The organism is Streptococcus sp. SN3, from assembly GCF_030439905.1.
In genome coordinates this window covers 209,349-226,728 of sequence record NZ_JAQFJF010000002.1, presented here as the reverse complement: position 1 = coordinate 226,728, position 17,380 = coordinate 209,349, and the positions used below count along the sequence as shown (strand labels likewise).

The 17,380-nt window shown below is 39.7% G+C and carries 21 protein-coding genes; 19 read left to right on the top strand and 2 right to left on the bottom strand.

The annotated features are described in order from the left end of the window. Window positions 1-407: 407 nt before the first annotated feature. Entirely contained in the window at window positions 408-1,370 is a 963-nt protein-coding gene (locus PCY71_RS05085) for an asparaginase (RefSeq protein ID WP_002919527.1), read from the bottom strand. Between the two features lie 180 nt (window positions 1,371-1,550). Here PCY71_RS05085 and PCY71_RS05080 point away from each other — a divergent pair, with 180 nt between their 5' ends. From PCY71_RS05080 to PCY71_RS05015, 15 genes are all read left to right on the top strand, one after another. Continuing rightward, entirely contained in the window at window positions 1,551-2,948 is a 1,398-nt protein-coding gene (locus PCY71_RS05080; protein ID WP_048774157.1) for a Cof-type HAD-IIB family hydrolase, read from the top strand. A gap of 77 nt (window positions 2,949-3,025) precedes the next feature. Continuing rightward, entirely contained in the window at window positions 3,026-3,376 is a 351-nt protein-coding gene (locus PCY71_RS05075; protein ID WP_002910455.1) for a TIGR04197 family type VII secretion effector, read from the top strand. 3 nt (window positions 3,377-3,379) lie between these two features. Continuing rightward, window positions 3,380-3,727, top strand: a complete 348-nt coding sequence (locus tag PCY71_RS05070) for a DUF3958 family protein (protein WP_002910452.1) — start codon at window positions 3,380-3,382, stop codon at window positions 3,725-3,727. A gap of 2 nt (window positions 3,728-3,729) precedes the next feature. Further along, entirely contained in the window at window positions 3,730-5,505 is a 1,776-nt protein-coding gene (locus tag PCY71_RS05065; protein ID WP_002910451.1) for a hypothetical protein, read from the top strand. An 11-nt stretch (window positions 5,506-5,516) separates the two neighbouring features. Beyond that, window positions 5,517-5,840, top strand: a complete 324-nt coding sequence (locus PCY71_RS05060) for a hypothetical protein (RefSeq protein WP_002898147.1) — start codon at window positions 5,517-5,519, stop codon at window positions 5,838-5,840. A 60-nt stretch (window positions 5,841-5,900) separates the two neighbouring features. Then, window positions 5,901-6,323, top strand: coding sequence for a DUF4304 domain-containing protein (locus PCY71_RS05055; RefSeq protein ID WP_002910450.1), 423 nt, complete (start codon window positions 5,901-5,903; stop codon window positions 6,321-6,323). A 6-nt stretch (window positions 6,324-6,329) separates the two neighbouring features. Beyond that, complete coding sequence (locus tag PCY71_RS05050) at window positions 6,330-6,758, top strand: DUF4304 domain-containing protein (protein WP_125342767.1); 429 nt, start codon at window positions 6,330-6,332, stop codon at window positions 6,756-6,758. Window positions 6,759-6,995: 237 nt separating this feature from the next. Further along, window positions 6,996-7,754 carry a hypothetical protein gene (locus PCY71_RS05045; protein ID WP_239683260.1) on the top strand — a complete coding sequence of 253 codons (759 nt, stop codon included), beginning with the start codon at window positions 6,996-6,998 and terminating at the stop codon, window positions 7,752-7,754. 9 nt (window positions 7,755-7,763) lie between these two features. Continuing rightward, complete coding sequence (locus PCY71_RS05040) at window positions 7,764-8,408, top strand: hypothetical protein (RefSeq protein WP_002910447.1); 645 nt, start codon at window positions 7,764-7,766, stop codon at window positions 8,406-8,408. After that, entirely contained in the window at window positions 8,395-8,829 is a 435-nt protein-coding gene (locus PCY71_RS05035; protein WP_002910445.1) for an NADAR family protein, read from the top strand. Before PCY71_RS05040 ends, PCY71_RS05035 begins: the two co-directional genes overlap by 14 nt. Window positions 8,830-9,028: 199 nt before the next feature. Continuing rightward, window positions 9,029-9,274, top strand: a complete 246-nt coding sequence (locus PCY71_RS05030) for a hypothetical protein (protein ID WP_002910442.1) — start codon at window positions 9,029-9,031, stop codon at window positions 9,272-9,274. A 5-nt stretch (window positions 9,275-9,279) separates the two neighbouring features. After that, window positions 9,280-9,414 (top strand): EndoU domain-containing protein, encoded by a 135-nt coding sequence (locus PCY71_RS14960; RefSeq protein WP_080556616.1) that lies wholly within the window; start codon window positions 9,280-9,282, stop codon window positions 9,412-9,414. Window position 9,415: 1 nt separating this feature from the next. Beyond that, window positions 9,416-9,817, top strand: a complete 402-nt coding sequence (locus tag PCY71_RS05025) for a hypothetical protein (RefSeq protein ID WP_032912631.1) — start codon at window positions 9,416-9,418, stop codon at window positions 9,815-9,817. A gap of 130 nt (window positions 9,818-9,947) precedes the next feature. Further along, a complete protein-coding gene (locus PCY71_RS05020; RefSeq protein ID WP_032912520.1) occupies window positions 9,948-10,241 on the top strand; it encodes a hypothetical protein in 294 nt (97 codons plus the stop codon). Between the two features lie 12 nt (window positions 10,242-10,253). Further along, window positions 10,254-10,553: a hypothetical protein gene (locus tag PCY71_RS05015; RefSeq protein ID WP_002910434.1), complete on the top strand. Its 300-nt coding sequence runs from the start codon at window positions 10,254-10,256 to the stop codon at window positions 10,551-10,553. A gap of 204 nt (window positions 10,554-10,757) precedes the next feature. Here the strand turns inward: PCY71_RS05015 and PCY71_RS05010 are convergent, their stop codons facing one another. Further along, window positions 10,758-11,210: a universal stress protein gene (locus PCY71_RS05010; protein WP_002896311.1), complete on the bottom strand. Its 453-nt coding sequence runs from the start codon at window positions 11,208-11,210 to the stop codon at window positions 10,758-10,760. Window positions 11,211-11,554: 344 nt separating this feature from the next. Between PCY71_RS05010 and PCY71_RS05005 the strand changes: the two genes are divergently transcribed. From PCY71_RS05005 to PCY71_RS04990, 4 genes are all read left to right on the top strand, one after another. Beyond that, window positions 11,555-12,769: a pyridoxal phosphate-dependent aminotransferase gene (locus PCY71_RS05005; protein WP_032912518.1), complete on the top strand. Its 1,215-nt coding sequence runs from the start codon at window positions 11,555-11,557 to the stop codon at window positions 12,767-12,769. Between the two features lie 267 nt (window positions 12,770-13,036). Further along, window positions 13,037-15,676 (top strand): SEC10/PgrA surface exclusion domain-containing protein, encoded by a 2,640-nt coding sequence (locus PCY71_RS05000; RefSeq protein ID WP_048772545.1) that lies wholly within the window; start codon window positions 13,037-13,039, stop codon window positions 15,674-15,676. 201 nt (window positions 15,677-15,877) lie between these two features. After that, window positions 15,878-16,666, top strand: a complete 789-nt coding sequence (codY, locus tag PCY71_RS04995) for a GTP-sensing pleiotropic transcriptional regulator CodY (RefSeq protein WP_002896308.1) — start codon at window positions 15,878-15,880, stop codon at window positions 16,664-16,666. Continuing rightward, window positions 16,666-17,223, top strand: a complete 558-nt coding sequence (locus tag PCY71_RS04990) for a cysteine hydrolase family protein (RefSeq protein ID WP_048772548.1) — start codon at window positions 16,666-16,668, stop codon at window positions 17,221-17,223. The genes codY and PCY71_RS04990 overlap by 1 nt, the downstream gene beginning before the upstream one ends. Window positions 17,224-17,380: the final 157 nt, after the last annotated feature.

Here is a 17,380-nt window from a genome sequence, read left to right as displayed (position 1 = left end):
GATTTCTTTGACTATAAGCTTTCCCTAAGAAATCTATAAGAGATTCTTAAGTTTAGGGCTGTATCCTTATATCCAAGTAAGAACAAAAAGATTAGGGACCAAACTTGAGGTCAAACACTCCAAGAGATTCGTTTTTGCTCTTAAAGAATGAATGATAAGCGAGGTAAAAGCTATGAAAGTTACAATCAAAGTCCGCTATCCGAAGACATTTAAGCAAGCTCAGAAAATGGAGGTGACTTATGGTAAGTGATTATATTTTTGAAATTCTAGAGTCTCTGTTTGAGGTTATCTTCTAAGACCAGCGATCCAATGAAGTTTTCCCAGTATTAGAATATGAAAGAATCAAAAAAGTGCTAAGCAACCTTAGCAATTTTTGATTTAAAGAAAATAAATAGGGACTTTTTCTCTCAGCCTTCCATATAATCCCGGAGTTCTTGGCCTTTGAGTTCAGCGTTCAGGGCGATGAGCAGTTTGATTCTGGCTTTTTGGGCATTGAGCTCTTTGACGAAGAAGATACCAGCCTGGTGCAGCTGGACACCGCCTCCTTCATAAGCATAGACTGGCTCAGCGATTCCGTTGAAGCAGCGAGAGACCAGAGCGATTGGCAGTCCGGCTGCTATCATATCAGCCAGCTTGTCAGCTACTTCCTTGGGGAGGTTGCCAGCACCGAATGCTTCTATGATGAGGCCGTCTATTTTGTCTAAATCCAGCATGTCTAGCAACTCTGTCTTCATACCTGCATAAGCTGGAATGATGGGCACCAGACCAGAAATGCTGTTCAAGTCAAAGCGGACTCGAGGCTCCGCTGTCTTAAAATAGAGAATCTCCTGCTTCATAATCAAGCCGAGCGGTCCGTGAGTCGGTGTCTGGAAGGTGCTGACATTGGTCGTATGGGTCTTGGTTACATACTTGGCAGCATGTGCCTCGTCATTCATAACGACAAGCACGCCTTTATCACAGGCTTTTTCATCACTAGCCACCCGCAGGGCTGTCAGGTAGTTATAGACTCCGTCGCTCCCCAGCTCATTGGAACTGCGCATAGCCCCGGTCAGAACGACCGGAATCTTCGGCAGCTGCATAGTATCCAGAAAGTAAGCCGTCTCTTCTAAAGTGTCCGTCCCATGAGTAATGACCACTCCGTCAAATTGGTTAGCACTGGCTTTGATTTTCTGGTAGAGCTTGAGCATATGCTGGGGCGTGATATGGGGACTGGGAATGTTAAAAAAGTCAATGACTTCTGTCTCAATCCCTTCAAGCGGAACTGTCACATGGTTCATGGGGTTATCAGCATTGGTAACGACAGCCCCAGAGCCGTCAGCCTGCATGGAAATGGTTCCTCCTGTGTGCAGGACCAAGATTTTCTTTGTCATAAATCCTTTTTCTCCTTGTAGTCATGATGCAGATTCGAAAACTTACATTCTGTTTTCATAGAGTTTTCAATCCTGTTGCATAGGTATTACTCCAGCTTTTCTTTTCTGCAATTCATGTGATTGTATGTCATTTTTGTGTTATAATTTATTGTATCATAAAAGGAAAGAATGAGAAAATCAATGGAAGTAAAGGCCGTCTTTTTTGATATTGATGGGACACTGGTCAATGACAGTCGAACGGTTTTGAAATCTACAGAAAAGGCTATTCAGAGTTTAAAGGAGCAAGGAATATTAGTCGGTTTGGCAACCGGCCGCGGTCCTTTCTTTGTCAAACCTTTTATGGAGCAATTGGACTTAGACTTTGCTGTGACCTATAATGGCCAATACATTTTTTCAAGAGACAGGGTAATTTCTGCCAGTCCTATTGACAAGCAGAGTTTGCGGAATTTAATCGCCTATGCTAAGAAGCATCGGAAAGAAATTTCCTTGGGGACGGCTGAGGCTATGCTGGGCTCCAAGATTATGTCCTTCGGCATGAGCCCTTTCTCCCAGTGGACTAGCCGCTTCATCCCTAAGCGAATGGCGCGAACAGTCAGTCATGGATTTAATAAGGTCATCAGCAAGGCCTTGCCCCAGCATGAAAAGGATCTTCTACAGCTGATACAAGAGCCGATTTACCAAGCATTGATTTTGGCCAGCCCGGAAGAAAGCCGTAAGATTGAAGCAGACTTTCCTGATTTGAAATTTACCCGCAGTAGCCCCTATGCGGTCGATATTATCAATAAAGACACGTCTAAGCTAGAGGGGATTCGCCGAGTAGGCAAGGAATATGGCTTTGACATTCATCAGGTCATGGCCTTCGGTGACTCTGACAATGACTTGGAAATGTTATCAGGAGTTGGTCTCTCCATTGCTATGGGAAATGGCACCAGCTCGGTCAAGGAAGTGGCCAAGCATACAACTAGCAGCAATAGTCAGGATGGGATTCACAGGGCTTTGGAGCATTTTGGTATCCTAGCGAGGGAAAAGGTCTTTACCAGCAGTGACCATCACTTTAATAAGGTTAAAGAGTTCCATAGTGTCATGGATGAAAGCACTCAGGAAGAGCCGATTGCTTGGTCGCCTCAGGACGCTCGCTATCGGGCAGGTTTTAAGCTAGAAGAGTTGGTTGAGTTTCTGCGAGCAGCTAGTAACTCAGAGGAAGACTTTAACAGTTCTGTAGCCTATCTCCATCAAGCGCTTGACAAGGCTGCTGACAAGGTTCGCTCCAAGAGTCAGGCTGAGGTTTCTCTAGTCGGTCAGGTAGATGCCTTGATTGATACTCTTTATTTTACTTATGGCAGTTTTGTACTGATGGGAGTAGATCCAGAGCAACTATTCGATATTGTCCATCGGGCTAATATGGGCAAGATTTTCCCAGATGGGAAGGCTCACTTTGACCCCGTCACCCATAAAATTCTCAAACCAGATGATTGGGAAGAAAAATACGCTCCTGAAGGAGCTATCAAAGAAGAACTGGAACGACAGATTCAGGCCTACCAGCGTACCATAGAGCAGAAAGAAGAAAACAAAGAATAAATGTTTGGAGAGCAGAAATTTTTTGCTCTTTTTTTATTTTATGGTACAATAAGAAAAAAATGTAGAGGAGAGGACGGATGGATCAATACCAAGTTAAGAGCGACCTATCAACAGCAGCCCGTCATGCAACAGCAATCGGAGATGCAAATTTCCTGCAGATGATGGCTATTACTCGAGATTCGCAGACAACCGTTGCTGGAAATTCTAATGCAAATGCAGGGATTTCAAATGTTGAGAACCTACAAGGGCAGCTCGGGGCACACATTACAAGTATTATTCAGAATGTTCATAGTGTAGCAGCAGAGTTTGAGGATAAGGATGCTATGATTCGTCAAAGTCTGACTACTAACTATTTACCGCCTAAAAAGGAACCGACAGTCACTAAAAAAGATTTAGGTCTGAATACCTTGACTGCTTTGGAGGAATAATCAATGCAGGAAGATAAGCGATGGACTGCCTTGTTGGCCAAGGAGCGGAGGCTTGCTGATCATGAATGGGAACTCTATCAAAAGTTGGGACAGGCAAAAACTCAAGAAGAAGATGTATTGTGTCAGTTGGATTCTATGGGGACGTGGTTTCATGATTTGTCTTATGATTTCGAAGGAAGTCGATATTACAGTAAGATAACAGATTATCAGCTAGATTTTTCTCATCGAAGTAGACGGCTAAAGCTTGATATAGAGGATCAGATACAAAAACTGCGGAAAGTTCATCAAAACGCAGAAAATCAACTAGAAGAAGTCTACAAAGAGAAGCGTGCCTTAGCTGGCGAGGAGTAAGGATGAGTATTGATATGTATTTAGAAGCTGCTCGAACGCAGGCAGAAAGCCTTGGAAGAGCGGTTGAACAATGTTTGGGGCAGAATCTTAAATTAATAAGCGTTTTATCAGCTTTTCATAATGAGGATGAACTAAAAGGTAAAGCGTATGATTCTGCCAAAAATCATGTTGTCGGAACGGTCATCCCGATTGTTCAGGGAGTCATTCTCTATCAGGAAGCGATAGCCTTAGCTTGTCAAAATTTTGTTAGTAACTACACGGCAGAAGTAGACGGTAAGAGCTGGCGCCAATCAGAACTGGAAGAGAAAATTCGTTTTGCAGAACAGCAACTGGCAGAGTTGGAACGCAAATCGCAACTCTATTCAAATAATAAGGGTATGTCTATTGTGGATTTCAGTGCTTCCATCGCTGTTGCAGAAAGTGCTAGGCAAGTCTTCCAAGAAATTCTGGATAATTTGCTTACTTTTAATGAGAGTTCGCCAACTATTTTCGCGGAAGCAGAGACTTATTTAGTAGCCGCATCTACTGGCCTGTCTCAGGCAGCACAGAGCTGGGATGCATCTACTCAGACTTATCTTCCTCCTCGCCGAGATGCTGATCTCAGCTGGAAAGGTACCATCAATACTGGATGGACTAAGCGGCAGGAGAGAATAGAGGAGACGAAGAGTCAACAGTCTTTCGTGAAATATATTGACGAATTGTCATTTTCCAAGATGGAAGAGCGATATGGTAAACTTATCAGTGAGTACGAAAGCTATCTCAATACTGGTTATAACTTTCCTCAAAGAGCCGATTTGACTGCAGAACAAATTAATTATATTTATTCTCGATATCAGTATTTGAGAGAAGGGGGAGGTGCGATATATATTGAAAGTGAAAGTTCAAAAAAAATGAAGGCAAATCTTCTAGCATCTGATAAAGAAGAAGTAGATGGTATGTCGTTAGTTGAGCTAGCGGATAAGTATCCAGAATTTTTACGTGGAAGAATAAGTATCGAATTTGACTATATCTTCATGTCAGATGAGGAAAAAGCAAAGAAAGATTATAGTTATGTTCGCTTCAACCAATTAATGAACGCTGAACCGATTGATTGGCGTGATCCAGATTACGCTGCAAAGCGGAATAAATATATTCTTGAAACAGGAAAAAATCCAAGTACTAATGAACCGGCTACAGAAGCTGAAATCATCACAGCAAAAAACTACGGATGGGTCAAAGCTATTCCAGATACGGTTGCTTGGACAGATATGATGGTTGGATCTTATGTGGGGCATCAAGTCTACAATGGGAAGCCTGTTTATGGAATTGATACAAATTTTGCAGGTGAGTTAAGGAATCCAATCGTAAGTAGTCAGACAGTTTTTGGTCCTCAACTTCCATCAAAGAATTGGACACTAGAATTGCCGAAAGTTGAAACTAAGACAATTATGGGAAGTCAGTCGATGGTGTCGGAGATTAATCCAGGAGGGAATACTGATGCTCCTGCTATAAACACTGGAGGCGTAGAAGTTTCCAATAATTTGAAGTTTAATTTGAATGATATAGATAGCTTTGATAACGCGAATATTAAAAGTGTTGAAGCTTTTTTAGACAATGAACTTCAAGGTTATAGGAAAGCGCCTTTGAAAAGGGGCGATGGAGTGAGATATTATGACGGTAAAGGAAATTCATGGCAATTAAATTATGGATATGAGAATGCGACAGATAATATACATGGAAAGCCATATTTGAAGACTACCTATAATGGGGAAATTGTTAGAATTCCATTACAAAAATAAAGGAAATTAAGATGGATAAAATAGATTTAATTGAATTACTACAATCATTTTTAGAAGAAGATGCAATAGTGAGTAGAATATTTTCATACTTTTGCCTAAAGAAAAATTATAACATTGCTTTATTGAATGATATTATCTCAATTGGATTGAGAGAGAATATACTTATTATTATTAATTCTAGCGATGAGCAAATTGAATACGACCGTATTGAATGGAAAAAAGATAATACTTATCAGGAAGTGGTTTTTAGAAATCCAGAAAAATATGTTCCAGTTTTGTTTTCAGAAGCTATTTTAATTCCTGAGCCTTTCTCACAATTTTTAAAGTCTTGTTGAGTGAATTGTATTTATGAAAGATAAGGGTGTCTTAGATACTTACTAATAAAGAGGTAAATTATGAACAAAACAGAATTCAAAAAAATTGTTGGCGAAATTTTGAAATCACATAGTTTTGCTTATGAAAATAAATATTATACATTTGAAAATACTGATTTAAAGGTATTTATTGGCTTTCAAAAATCTAACTTTGAGAACTCTTTCTATATCAATTACGGCTTTTTAATCAAAGGCATTTATGATGGGAAATTACCTCTATATAAACAAGGTTTGGAAGACTTTGGTGGTAGATTTGTTTATCAGAACCTAGATAGCTATAATCTAGAGAAGATAACCTCAGAAAGTTTAGTGGCTTCTATTAATAGTAATATCAAAATGTTGATTCATCCTGCCTTTGATGATGGACTAGCAAACTATTTTGAGTTGTACCCTCACTTCAAGTTTCTTTGTAAAAAACGTGTGAAAGAATATCTGGGCTTCTAATTTTTAATGAATAATACAGAATTCAAAAAAATTGTTGGCGAAACTTTGAAATCACAAAATTTTGCTTATGAAAATAAATATTATACATTTGAAAATACTGATTTAAAGGTATTTGTTGGCTTTCAAAAATCTAACTTTGAGAACTCTTTTTATATCAATTACGGCTTTTTTATAAAAAAGCTTCATGAAAAATTAGAGAAGTTGAGTCATGGCTTTGGAGATTTTGGAGGTCGCTTTGTTTACAATGATAACGACAAAATGCTTGGAGATTATAAACTATCTGATCTGACGAAGGAAAGTCTTTCAGAGAATACAGAGAAGTTTATTAAACCAGCCTTTGAGAAAGGGATTGATGACTATTTGGAAATGTATCCTCACTTAAAACGAAGACTTCCTTTGACATTAAAGGAATATTTAGATTCCGCCTACAAATGAACAAAGCAGAATTCAAAAAAATTGTTAGTGAAACTTTAAAATCACAGGATTTTGCTTATGAAAATAAATGGAAGAAAAAATGCACAGAGGGGAAGATACTTTTCCTGTGATTTTAGAAGATTAATCTAGTATAAAGAATTTAGGGTAGGATGCTTTCCTTGCCCTTTTCGTATCATTGATTTGTTAAGCAAACACGATCCTAACTTCGAGCAAAAACGTTTTGAGTATATCGCTGAAATGGGCCTTGATCCAGTCACAGGCAAAGAGGCTGATGAGGAACTCCTGAATTATGCCACAAACTATACCAGGTACGCACCGAGTATAAAAGCGGGTTATGACTTCCTAATGGTAAGTGCAGCAGCTTGGAGTACTCGGGCTTATAATAAGGATTTACAAATACAAAGGGCTGATACCCAGATTAATGAGTATTATCAGATTAAGGATGCGGTAAGGACTCAGAGCGTGGTGCCGGCTGCTAAAGTGAATACTAGAGCTTTTACTGAAAAAACTGTTCCGGATTTTGTAACTCGAAACGATAACAATTTCTATGATACTCGAAATTATAAAGGAAACCCTAAAGCTTATATCAATGAGGATGGTTATCTAGTGTCAGTAAATCCTGAGGGAGATCTTCCTATCCATTCTCAAATACGAGGTGGTAATTCTGATCGTACACCTTATATTTCAACAACAGATCCAGAATTCAGTACAACTCCCAAAAATTATGGATCAGATAGGATAAGGATTGATTCCAAGCAAATTCAGCATGATATTGAGACAGGAAAACTTAAAAACGTAGAAGTTATAACACACCAAGAAATAGTTGACCATTTGCAAAAACGAGTTGTCCAAGCACAAGTGAGATATAATAAAAATCCAAATGATATAAATACGAGAAGGCTAAATGATGCTAAAAAAGATTTATTCAATACTAAACGTGATGGGGAAGTATTGATAAAAGGAAGTATTCCACCCGAATATTTTACTTTTGAATAAGGAGAAAAAATGACTAGAGAAGAACTTGATAATCTATTTTACAAAGTCCCTAATGGTGTAGACTACGCAGACTTGCTTGAAGAAGTTGACTTAGAAGATGTGCCAGAAGAAACGATTAACAAACTTATCTCTTTATTATCTAGCGATGATGATTTTTTGCGCTATAAAGCTTCTAGGCTTTTAACTATTTGGGGGCTGAAAGAAGGTTTTGATGTGTTGACTCAGATGTTTGTTGAAGGGAAATTGGAAGGCTACATTCCTCATCGGCTATATAGTTATGATGATACAAATCGAATTATATTAGATGCTCTTACTAGCTATTGGGCTAATCAATCAGATATTGGCAATGGTGATAAAGCAAGGCAAGACATATTCCCTTATGTCTGCAAAATTATAGAGCAGGCGGAAAAAGGTTATTATGATCTTTCATATTTTTACTATCTAGTTGAAGATAATGGCTTTTCTGAATATATCCCTTACCTAAAGCACTTTCTATCTGTTATTATGGATAAGCCAGAAGATAATTATTGGCGAATTCATGATACTTTGAAACTGTTTTTAGAGATAGAACCTGATTATGTGGAAAAACTTCTGGAGGAGAAAGATAAATCACTAGCTGATTTCGGATTGGAGGAAGAGAATGAAGGAAATTAAATTCTATAAGGTAAACGATGCTTACGGTTATATGTCCAATTTTGCTCCTTATCCTTTTTCGGATGGAAATAAAATCTGGCCTACATCGGAACATTATTTCCAGGCTCAGAAATTCTTGGTTCCAGAAATTCAGGAAAAAATTCGCCTGCTGGAGTCACCTATGGATGCTGCTTTGGAGGGACGCAATCGCCATAATCCGTTACGAAAGGACTGGGAAGATGTCAAGGATGATATTATGCGTTATGCTGTTCGTGAGAAATTCCGTCAAAACACAGTAATTATGGAAGATTTATTAGAGACTGGAGATAGTATCATCATTGAACATACGAAAAATGATAGCTACTGGGCTGATGGTGGCGATGGTACAGGAAAAAATATGCTGGGGAAAATTCTGATGGAAGTACGGGCAGAACTTCGTTAAATACAAACTACTAACAAAGACAATCTATTCAGTTAGGTTTTAAATTCCCCTAGTTCAGTCTGTAAAGATAAAAAAATCCCGATAAATAGATATATATGTGTTTGTTGTCGTAAAAAGTGAAAGGGCGAGATAAATCTTTTGCCCTTTTCCTCTAAGTTTAGAGCTGATTAGCCGCTATTTCACAGATAGTCTGCAGGTTTTGGGTTTAGCTATTCAAGGAGCGACGCAGCTTAGTCAGGTATTGGTAGGCAGTGAGGGTAATTACTCTACTGATGGCATAGATATGAGTTGGTCTGCTAAGATGAAGGCTCAAGAGATTCAGACTGTTTCAAAGAGTGATTGTCGGACACCACAAGAACATGCTATAGACAAGGCTGTCAATGATATGAAGTTATCCGGTGCTGCTGAAATCTATTATCGAAGTAAGCTCGCAGAGAATCTGTAGATACCATTAATGAGGCATATTCTAATAAAGTTTTAGCTTATGGAAACACATACATTGGAAAAAGTCATAATGGATTAAAGATTGGAATGTATATAAGAGAATCTGATGGAAAGATTATATCAGCATTCCCAATGGAGTAAAATGAGTTTAGAGGTAAGGTTAATGGAGAGAACATATTCAGTTTTGGTTTTTGGAAATGAAGAAAATGATATAATGTTAATTTTGAAGTTTACTGATCAAAAATTTCAATCATTGTCAGACTTTTTAAATTCTGAGGTTCATAATTTTTACACCCATATTCAAAAAGAATTAGAGGCAGTTGTTACTGGTCAAAAAGAAGAATCAGACTTTGGCGGTAATATGCTAAATATTGATATAGGTAAAGAAGAAACAGAAGTATACTATCAAATGGATGATGAAAGTCTTGGGGAACCTTGCTTTATTTCAACTGATGAACTATATAAATTGGTTTTAGAGTGGAAAGAAATGGAAGAAAAAATGCATAGAGGGGAAGATATTTTTCCTGTGATTTTAGAAGATTGATATAGTATAAAGAATTTTAGGGTAGGATGCTTTCCTTGCCCTTTTCGTCTCGTAGATTTGTTAAGCAAACACGATCCTAACTTCGAGTAAAAACGTTTTGAATATGACTCTAGGACAGGAAAATATTAGTATGTTAGAAACAGTTTTAAAAGCAATTGATGATTTGTTATCAATAATTGACAGATATAAGATTAAAAACGTTCATCCGCAAGTAGAGGATTTAAAATATTTAAAAAAATCTTTGAATACCAATGACGAGCTAAGTACAAGGGAAAAATTTACTCTTTATCAAGAACTTTTTCCACCACGCGGTGGTTTATCAGATATTCATTATTGGCATAACGACTTTGGAACAAGAAAAACAGTTAATGAAGTCATATCAGATTCAACGAAAACAATTGCTGATTATTTGCTGGAACAGTAACAAAATAATTTAATGGTGAATATTCTTAAAAAAATTAAAACTAAAGCCTATAAAAATAATGATTTAATAAATAATATAGATTTAAATCCAATTGTGTCTTATCACATAATAAGAGAAGTCGTTGATAGTGATATCTGTGATGTTGATGTTATAAATAAACTAAAAGAAATTTCAGTCAGACTTTCGATGGAAGATTCAGTTTTAGGTCCAATTTGTTTGGAGCATATGTCCTTAGCCGCATTAAGAAAATTAGGGATTGACTTAAGAGAAACAAAAAATAGTTCAGCTATTTCTGATTACGACTGGGGATAGTTGATAAATTTTATCACGAAAATGGGTGGTGAGTATATAAATTATTTTTTCAAACATGGAAATCAATTTAATAATTTACAGTCTAATTCTAAAAAATATTTGCAAAATGTAAACGAAGTCTTCAGAAATGGAATACAGATTAAGATAGATAAAAATACCTCGCATAAACGAAAAACTAGAGCAGTCATTGAACTGCTCTAGTTTTTATAAAGTCTTTTCTGGGTCTCTGACCACCAGCAAGTCAACCTTGGCGTGGCGCAGGATATATTCGGAGGAAGAACCGACTAGCAGCCGTTCAAAGGCATTGAGACCGGTAGCACCAACCATAATCAGATCTACCTTGTGCTCTTCTGGGATATCTGTAGCCAAGAGAGTCTTAGGATTGCCCATCTCAATGACAATGTCAACATATTTGATACCGGATTTTTGAGCCTTTTCTTTCAACTCAGCTGTCAGCTTTTTGGCATCTTCCTGCAAGTCCTCGTAGACATCTGCATCAAAGGTTGAGACACTTTGCAAAGCCCGGGTGTCAATGACGTGGGCGATAGTGAGACGAGAGCCGTTTCGGAGAGCTACGTTAACACCTTTTTCAAAAGCTAGTTCGGATTCGTGAGAACCATCCACAGCAACCATAATGTTTTCATATTTCTGAGTCATAGAGCTACCTCCTCTAAAATGGTCGGCAAAGGACGTCGCATCATTCACAGAATGATTGGGCTGACCAAAAATCAATCAGTCCATAACGTCCGAGTGATTTGCAACTATTTTCTTGTTTCTATTGTAACCCTTTTCAGAAAAAAAGTAAAGATAAAATGGAAATGCTGTCAGAAAATTGCAAGCAGAAAAAGATTCCTTTACTTTGAGGGGTTAGAAAAGGAATAGTGCTCTTTATCTTATAAATCGCTTCATAATCGCGTGAAAAGTGAGCTTATTTTTTTGTTGTCAATCGCTTTTTCTGGTGGTATAATGATAACATTCTGATGAATAGAGGAAAAATAAGAATGAAAGAATTTGACAAGTCCAGCAAGCTGGAACATGTTGCCTATGATATTCGCGGTCCGGTTTTGGATGAAGCTATGCGCATGCGGGCCAATGGTGAAAAGATTCTCCGCCTCAATACAGGGAATCCGGCTGAATTTGGTTTTACCGCTCCGGATGAGGTCATTCATGATTTGATTATGAATGCGCGTGACAGTGAGGGCTACTCTGACTCCAAGGGAATTTTTTCAGCCCGTAAGGCCATTATGCAATATTGCCAGCTTAAGAATTTTCCTAATGTAGATATTGATGACATTTATCTGGGAAATGGTGTCAGCGAGCTGATTGTCATGTCCATGCAGGGATTGCTGGATGACGGGGACGAGGTGCTGGTACCGATGCCAGACTACCCACTCTGGACGGCTGCAGTCAGTCTGGCTGGTGGGAATGCTGTTCACTATGTTTGTGATGAGCAGTCAGAATGGTATCCAGATATTGACGATATCAAGTCAAAAATCACATCTAATACCAAAGCTATCATTATCATCAACCCTAATAATCCAACAGGAGCACTTTACCCTAAGGAACTGCTGCTGGAAATTGTGGAAATTGCTCGCCAGAACAATCTCATTATCTTTGCGGATGAAATTTATGACCGCATGGTGATGGACGGCAATGTCCATACGTCTGTAGCTAGTCTGGCTCCTGATATCTTCTGTGTCAGTATGAATGGTCTTTCTAAGTCGCACCGAATCGCAGGCTTCCGTGTTGGCTGGATGGTATTATCTGGACCTAAGCACCATGTTAAGGGGTATATCGAAGGGTTAAACATGCTCTCCAACATGCGCCTGTGCTCCAATGTCTTGGCTCAGCAAGTCGTCCAAACCTCACTTGGCGGTCACCAATCTGTGGATGAACTGCTTTTGCCAGGTGGTCGTATCTATGAGCAGCGTAATTTCATCTATCAGGCTATTCAGGACATCCCGGGACTGTCAGCTGTAAAACCTAAAGCTGGTCTCTATATTTTCCCGAAAATTGACCGGAACATGTATCATATCGACGATGATGAGCAGTTTGTGCTCAATTTCCTCAAGCAGGAAAAAGTCCTTCTCGTCCATGGACGAGGCTTTAACTGGAAGGACCCAGATCATTTCCGAATCGTTTATCTGCCTCGAGTAGATGAGTTAGCTCAAATCCAAGAAAAAATGACGCGCTTCTTGCGCCAATATCGCCGTTAATAAGCGGATGCTACAAAAAGGCTGGACAAAGTTCCGGCCTTTTTCTTATCAATCTTACATATTTTTTAGTTTTATGGCTGTCTTTGAATTGCAAAAATAAAAAAATTAAGATGCTCTGGAAATTGAATTTGAGGTCGATTGGTAAAAATTATAGGTGGTTTTACCGACATTTTTTAGGATTTTGTCCAACATTTTTTATGTATCTGTCCAAAAATGCTTAAAAAAATGTGTTAGCGTCTTCCTTCCAGAAGACAAACATGGTAGAATGTGTTTGTCAATGTTTTTAACAATGATGAAAAAGTGGAGGAGATTATATTGACAATGAAAAAGACACTTAGTGCTTTTTCTGTCAGTGCAGCGGCATTGTCTTTGGTGCTCGCAGAAGGAGTTCAGGCTGATCAATTAGTTGATAATCAGTCTTATTCTGATGCGCCCGTTAGTCAAAGCCAACCACAGGCAGAAAACACACAAAAGGATGAATCTGTTTCGAAAGAACAGGTAGATGCTGCTCAGGCTCTTGTACAAGAAGCCGACAGCAATGTTGCACAAGGGAAAGCTGATTTGGCTCAAGCTCAAGCAAATACTGCTGCCGCTCAAAGTCAGGTCGAGCAAGCACAAGCTGAAGCTAACCGGGCACAGGAGGCAGCTGATAAAGCTGGTCCGGAAGCTATTGAAACAGCTAAGCAAGAAGAGAGCAATCAAAAAGCTCAAGTGGACAGCAACAAGTCAGAATTGGCTAAAGCTGACCAAGCAACTAAGACGGCTGAAGCTGAGCGCGATGCCCAGGCAGCCAAGACTAAAGAAGCTCAAGAGCAAGCGAAAACTCAAGAAGGACGTCTTGCTAAAGCTCAAAATGACGTGAAGGAAGCTCAGGCCAACCTAAGTGGGGACGCTACAGCTAAAGCAGAAAAAAATGTGAAAGCAGCCCAAGACAAGGTGGCAGCTGACCAGTCTGCTGTTGAAACAGCTCAAGCAAAAGTAGCTACAGCTCGTCAGACTGACAGTCAGAAGCAGGCTGAGGTTGCAAAAGCTCAGACCAACCAGACTCAAGCTAAGACGGCTCGTGATGCTTCTCAAAAGAACTTGCAGGAAAAAACTGCTGCGACTGAGAAGACACAGTCAGACTTGAACCAAGCTCAACAGGCTTTGCAAAAGGCTCAAGCTGGAAAAATTACTACTGAAGCTTCTAGCAATAAAAACCGTGTGTCTATGACGCCGGAATACATTGCAGCCTTGAGAGAGCTAATCGCACCGAATTTATCAAAGCAAAAAACTAATGAGATTCAAAATAGACTGGCTGCACTTAATGCCAGTGCTAAGGCTCTCAATCGTTATGTAGCAGATCCTACAGATAGCAAAGCTTTGATTGATACCAACAATATTCCACAGAATGTTCGTCAGGAACTTTCACAGTTTGCTTCAGAACTCATCAACCAGTTGCGTGCTCAGATGGGAACAGGCGAAGTAGTTGTGACACCGTCTTCAATTGATTTCGCTGATAAGGTGGCGACAGAATACCGCAAAGACAACTGGAACTGGGATTTGATGGAGAAATACCATCACGATGCTAAAGCAATTAACCGCGTAGCGCGTGAATATGGTTTAATGACCACAAGTGCTGAGCAAGAGAGCAAAGGTCTCCAGTATTATGAAAACGCTTATATTTGGAGAGAAAAAGCTGGCCAAATGAGTGTGGCTGAAATGAAGAGACGAATCTATGATTCCGTTGTTGAATTCATGTTTAATGGCTATGAATGGCTGCATGCTACATCTATCTCTGGTCTCAATACTGGTCGTCAGAAAAACTATCTGGGTGTTGATTTCTCAATGGAAAGCGACATCACTATGGCTCATTTCACTATGGTGTCAGAAGATCAGGTCAAATATGCCAGCAAAAAGAACTTCAATGACAGCCCGATTACAGGCAAAGCTGCAACAGCAAAAGTAGATCCGCAGGAAGTAGCTCAGGCTCAAACTGCCTATGACGCTGCCTTCAAGGCTAATCAACTGGCTCTGGCATCTAAAGGAGTTGCTCAAACCACTTACAATCGGAAGGCTGCAGCTCTAGAACAAGCCAACCAGCAACTGGCTCAGGCCCAAGCTCAAGCAGGTGAGTCAGCAACTGCTCAGGCTCAAGCAGCTCTTGCTGCAGCTCAAGAGAAGTTGGCAGCTGATCAAGCGGCTTTAGCAGTAGCACAAGTAGCCCTGCAAAACTCAAACTTGGATGACAAGACTAAAGCAGAAAAATTAACTCAGGCCCAAGAAGCTCTGACTGCTGTTCAAGCGACAGTTGCCGCAGCTCAAGAAGCTCTAAAAACTGAATCAGATAAGTTGGCTCAGCTAGACGCAGCTTTGAATGCAGCAAAAGAAAGAAAGACTACTCTTGAAAAAGCTGTTACAGATGCTGAAGCAGCTTTGCAAATGGCTAAAGAGTCATTGTCAAATCTTGAAAATGCAGAAGAAAACTTGGAACAAGCTAAAACTAAACTAGCCGCAGCTCAGGCTGCTTACCAAGCAGCTCTTACAGCCCAAACAGATCAAGAAGCAAAAGTAGCAGTTTTAACTGCAGTTCAAGCACAAGCTAAGGCGACATACGACTTGCTAGCTCAAACATATGCTGAGCAAAATAAGGAAGAAGATATTCGTTATTACCAATCTGTTTTGGCTCACACAGAGGAGCGTTTCGCTCGCTCTCCGCTTACTGGACAAGCAGGAGATCCTCAGCATACAGCTCTTGGAACTACTGGAAATGCTGGAAGTGCTAGCCCTGGAAATCATAAGCAGGCAGCTGCTTCAGGTCATGCCTTGCCTAAGACAGGGGAAAACTCTTCTTGGCTCATTTTTGCAGGCCAAATGCTTCTGCTCATGGCTATGAAATTATTCTACAAGAAACGTTCTCTTGATTAGAAAGAACAAAAGCAATCAAAAACAGTCAAATTCTTGACTGTTTTTTGTTTAATATGGCTTGATATATCAAGTCATATACTTGAAAAATTCTTTATTTTATGGAATTGTATGTAATTGTTTTTCAATAAAAAATTTTCAGATAATTATTGAAATTTCACTGCTTTTATGTTACAATGAAGCTAATAAATATGAGGTAAAAATATGGCCGATTTACTAGAAAAAACACGAAAAATTACGTCTATTCTGAAACGCTCGGAAGAGCAGATGCAGGAAGATTTGCCCTATAATGCTATTACGCGCCAGTTGGCTGATATTATCCACTGCAATGCCTGCATTATCAATAGCAAGGGACGTCTTCTAGGCTATTTCATGCGCTATAAGACCAATAATGACCGCGTAGAAGCTTTTTTCCAAGATAAGAATTTCCCAGAGGAGTATGTCCAAGAAGCCAACCTGGTTTATGAAACGGAGGCTAATCTGCCGGTTACGCATGATTTGACGATTTTTCCGGTAGAGACCAAGGACGATTTTCCAGATGGCCTGACTACTATTGCTCCCATCCATGTTTCAGGGATTCGTTTGGGCTCATTGATTATCTGGCGCAATGACAAGGAATTTGCGGACGATGATCTGATTTTGGTTGAGATTGCCAGCACAGTGGTTGGTATCCAGCTGCTTAACTTCCAGCGGGAAGAGGATGAGAAAAATATCCGCCGCCGGACAGCTGTGACCATGGCGGTCAATACTCTGTCTTACTCAGAACTGAGAGCTGTTTCAGCAATTTTGGGAGAGCTCAATGGCAATGAAGGCCAGCTGACAGCATCTGTCATTGCTGACCGTATCGGGATTACCCGCTCAGTGATTGTTAATGCCTTGCGTAAGCTGGAGAGTGCAGGGATTATTGAAAGCCGCTCGCTGGGAATGAAGGGAACTTATCTAAAAGTCCTGATTCCGGATGTCTTTGATGAAATTAAAAAGAGGGACTACTAATGGCTAAAGCACTGATTTCTATTGATTATACAGTTGATTTTGTCGCAGATGAGGGCAAGTTGACAGCAGGAGCGCCAGCTCAGGCGATTTCTGAAGCCATTGCTCAAGTAACAAAGTCGGCTTTTGAGCGAGGAGATTATATCTTCTTTGCTATTGATGCCCATGATGAGAATGATGCCTTTCACCCTGAGAGCAAGCTGTTCCCGCCTCATAACATAAAAGGGACTAGCGGTCGCAATCTTTATGGTCCTTTGGCTGATTTTTATGAGAAGCATCAAGCAGACTCTCGGATCTTTTGGATGGATAAGCGTCATTATTCTGCTTTTTCCGGTACAGATTTAGATATTCGATTGCGAGAAAGAAAGGTAGATACAGTCATTTTGACTGGAGTCTTGACGGATATTTGCGTCTTGCATACAGCGATTGATGCCTATAATCTTGGTTATCAGATTCAGGTGGTAGAGCCGGCAGTGGCTTCTCTGTCAGAGGAAAATCACAAATTTGCCTTAAACCACTTGCAAAATGTCCTGGGTTCGACTATAATAGATACAATTTAAGAGTAAAAGAGAAGCAGAGTAGGCTTGCTGACTTGTACAGAGAGTGCTGATAGCTGAGAGCAGCACCAAGAAAGCAAAAACCGAAGAACATGTTTCGTAATCTTTTGTGTGATTAAGCACAAACGTCGCTCACGTTACGAGCTCAGAGGCTGCCTTT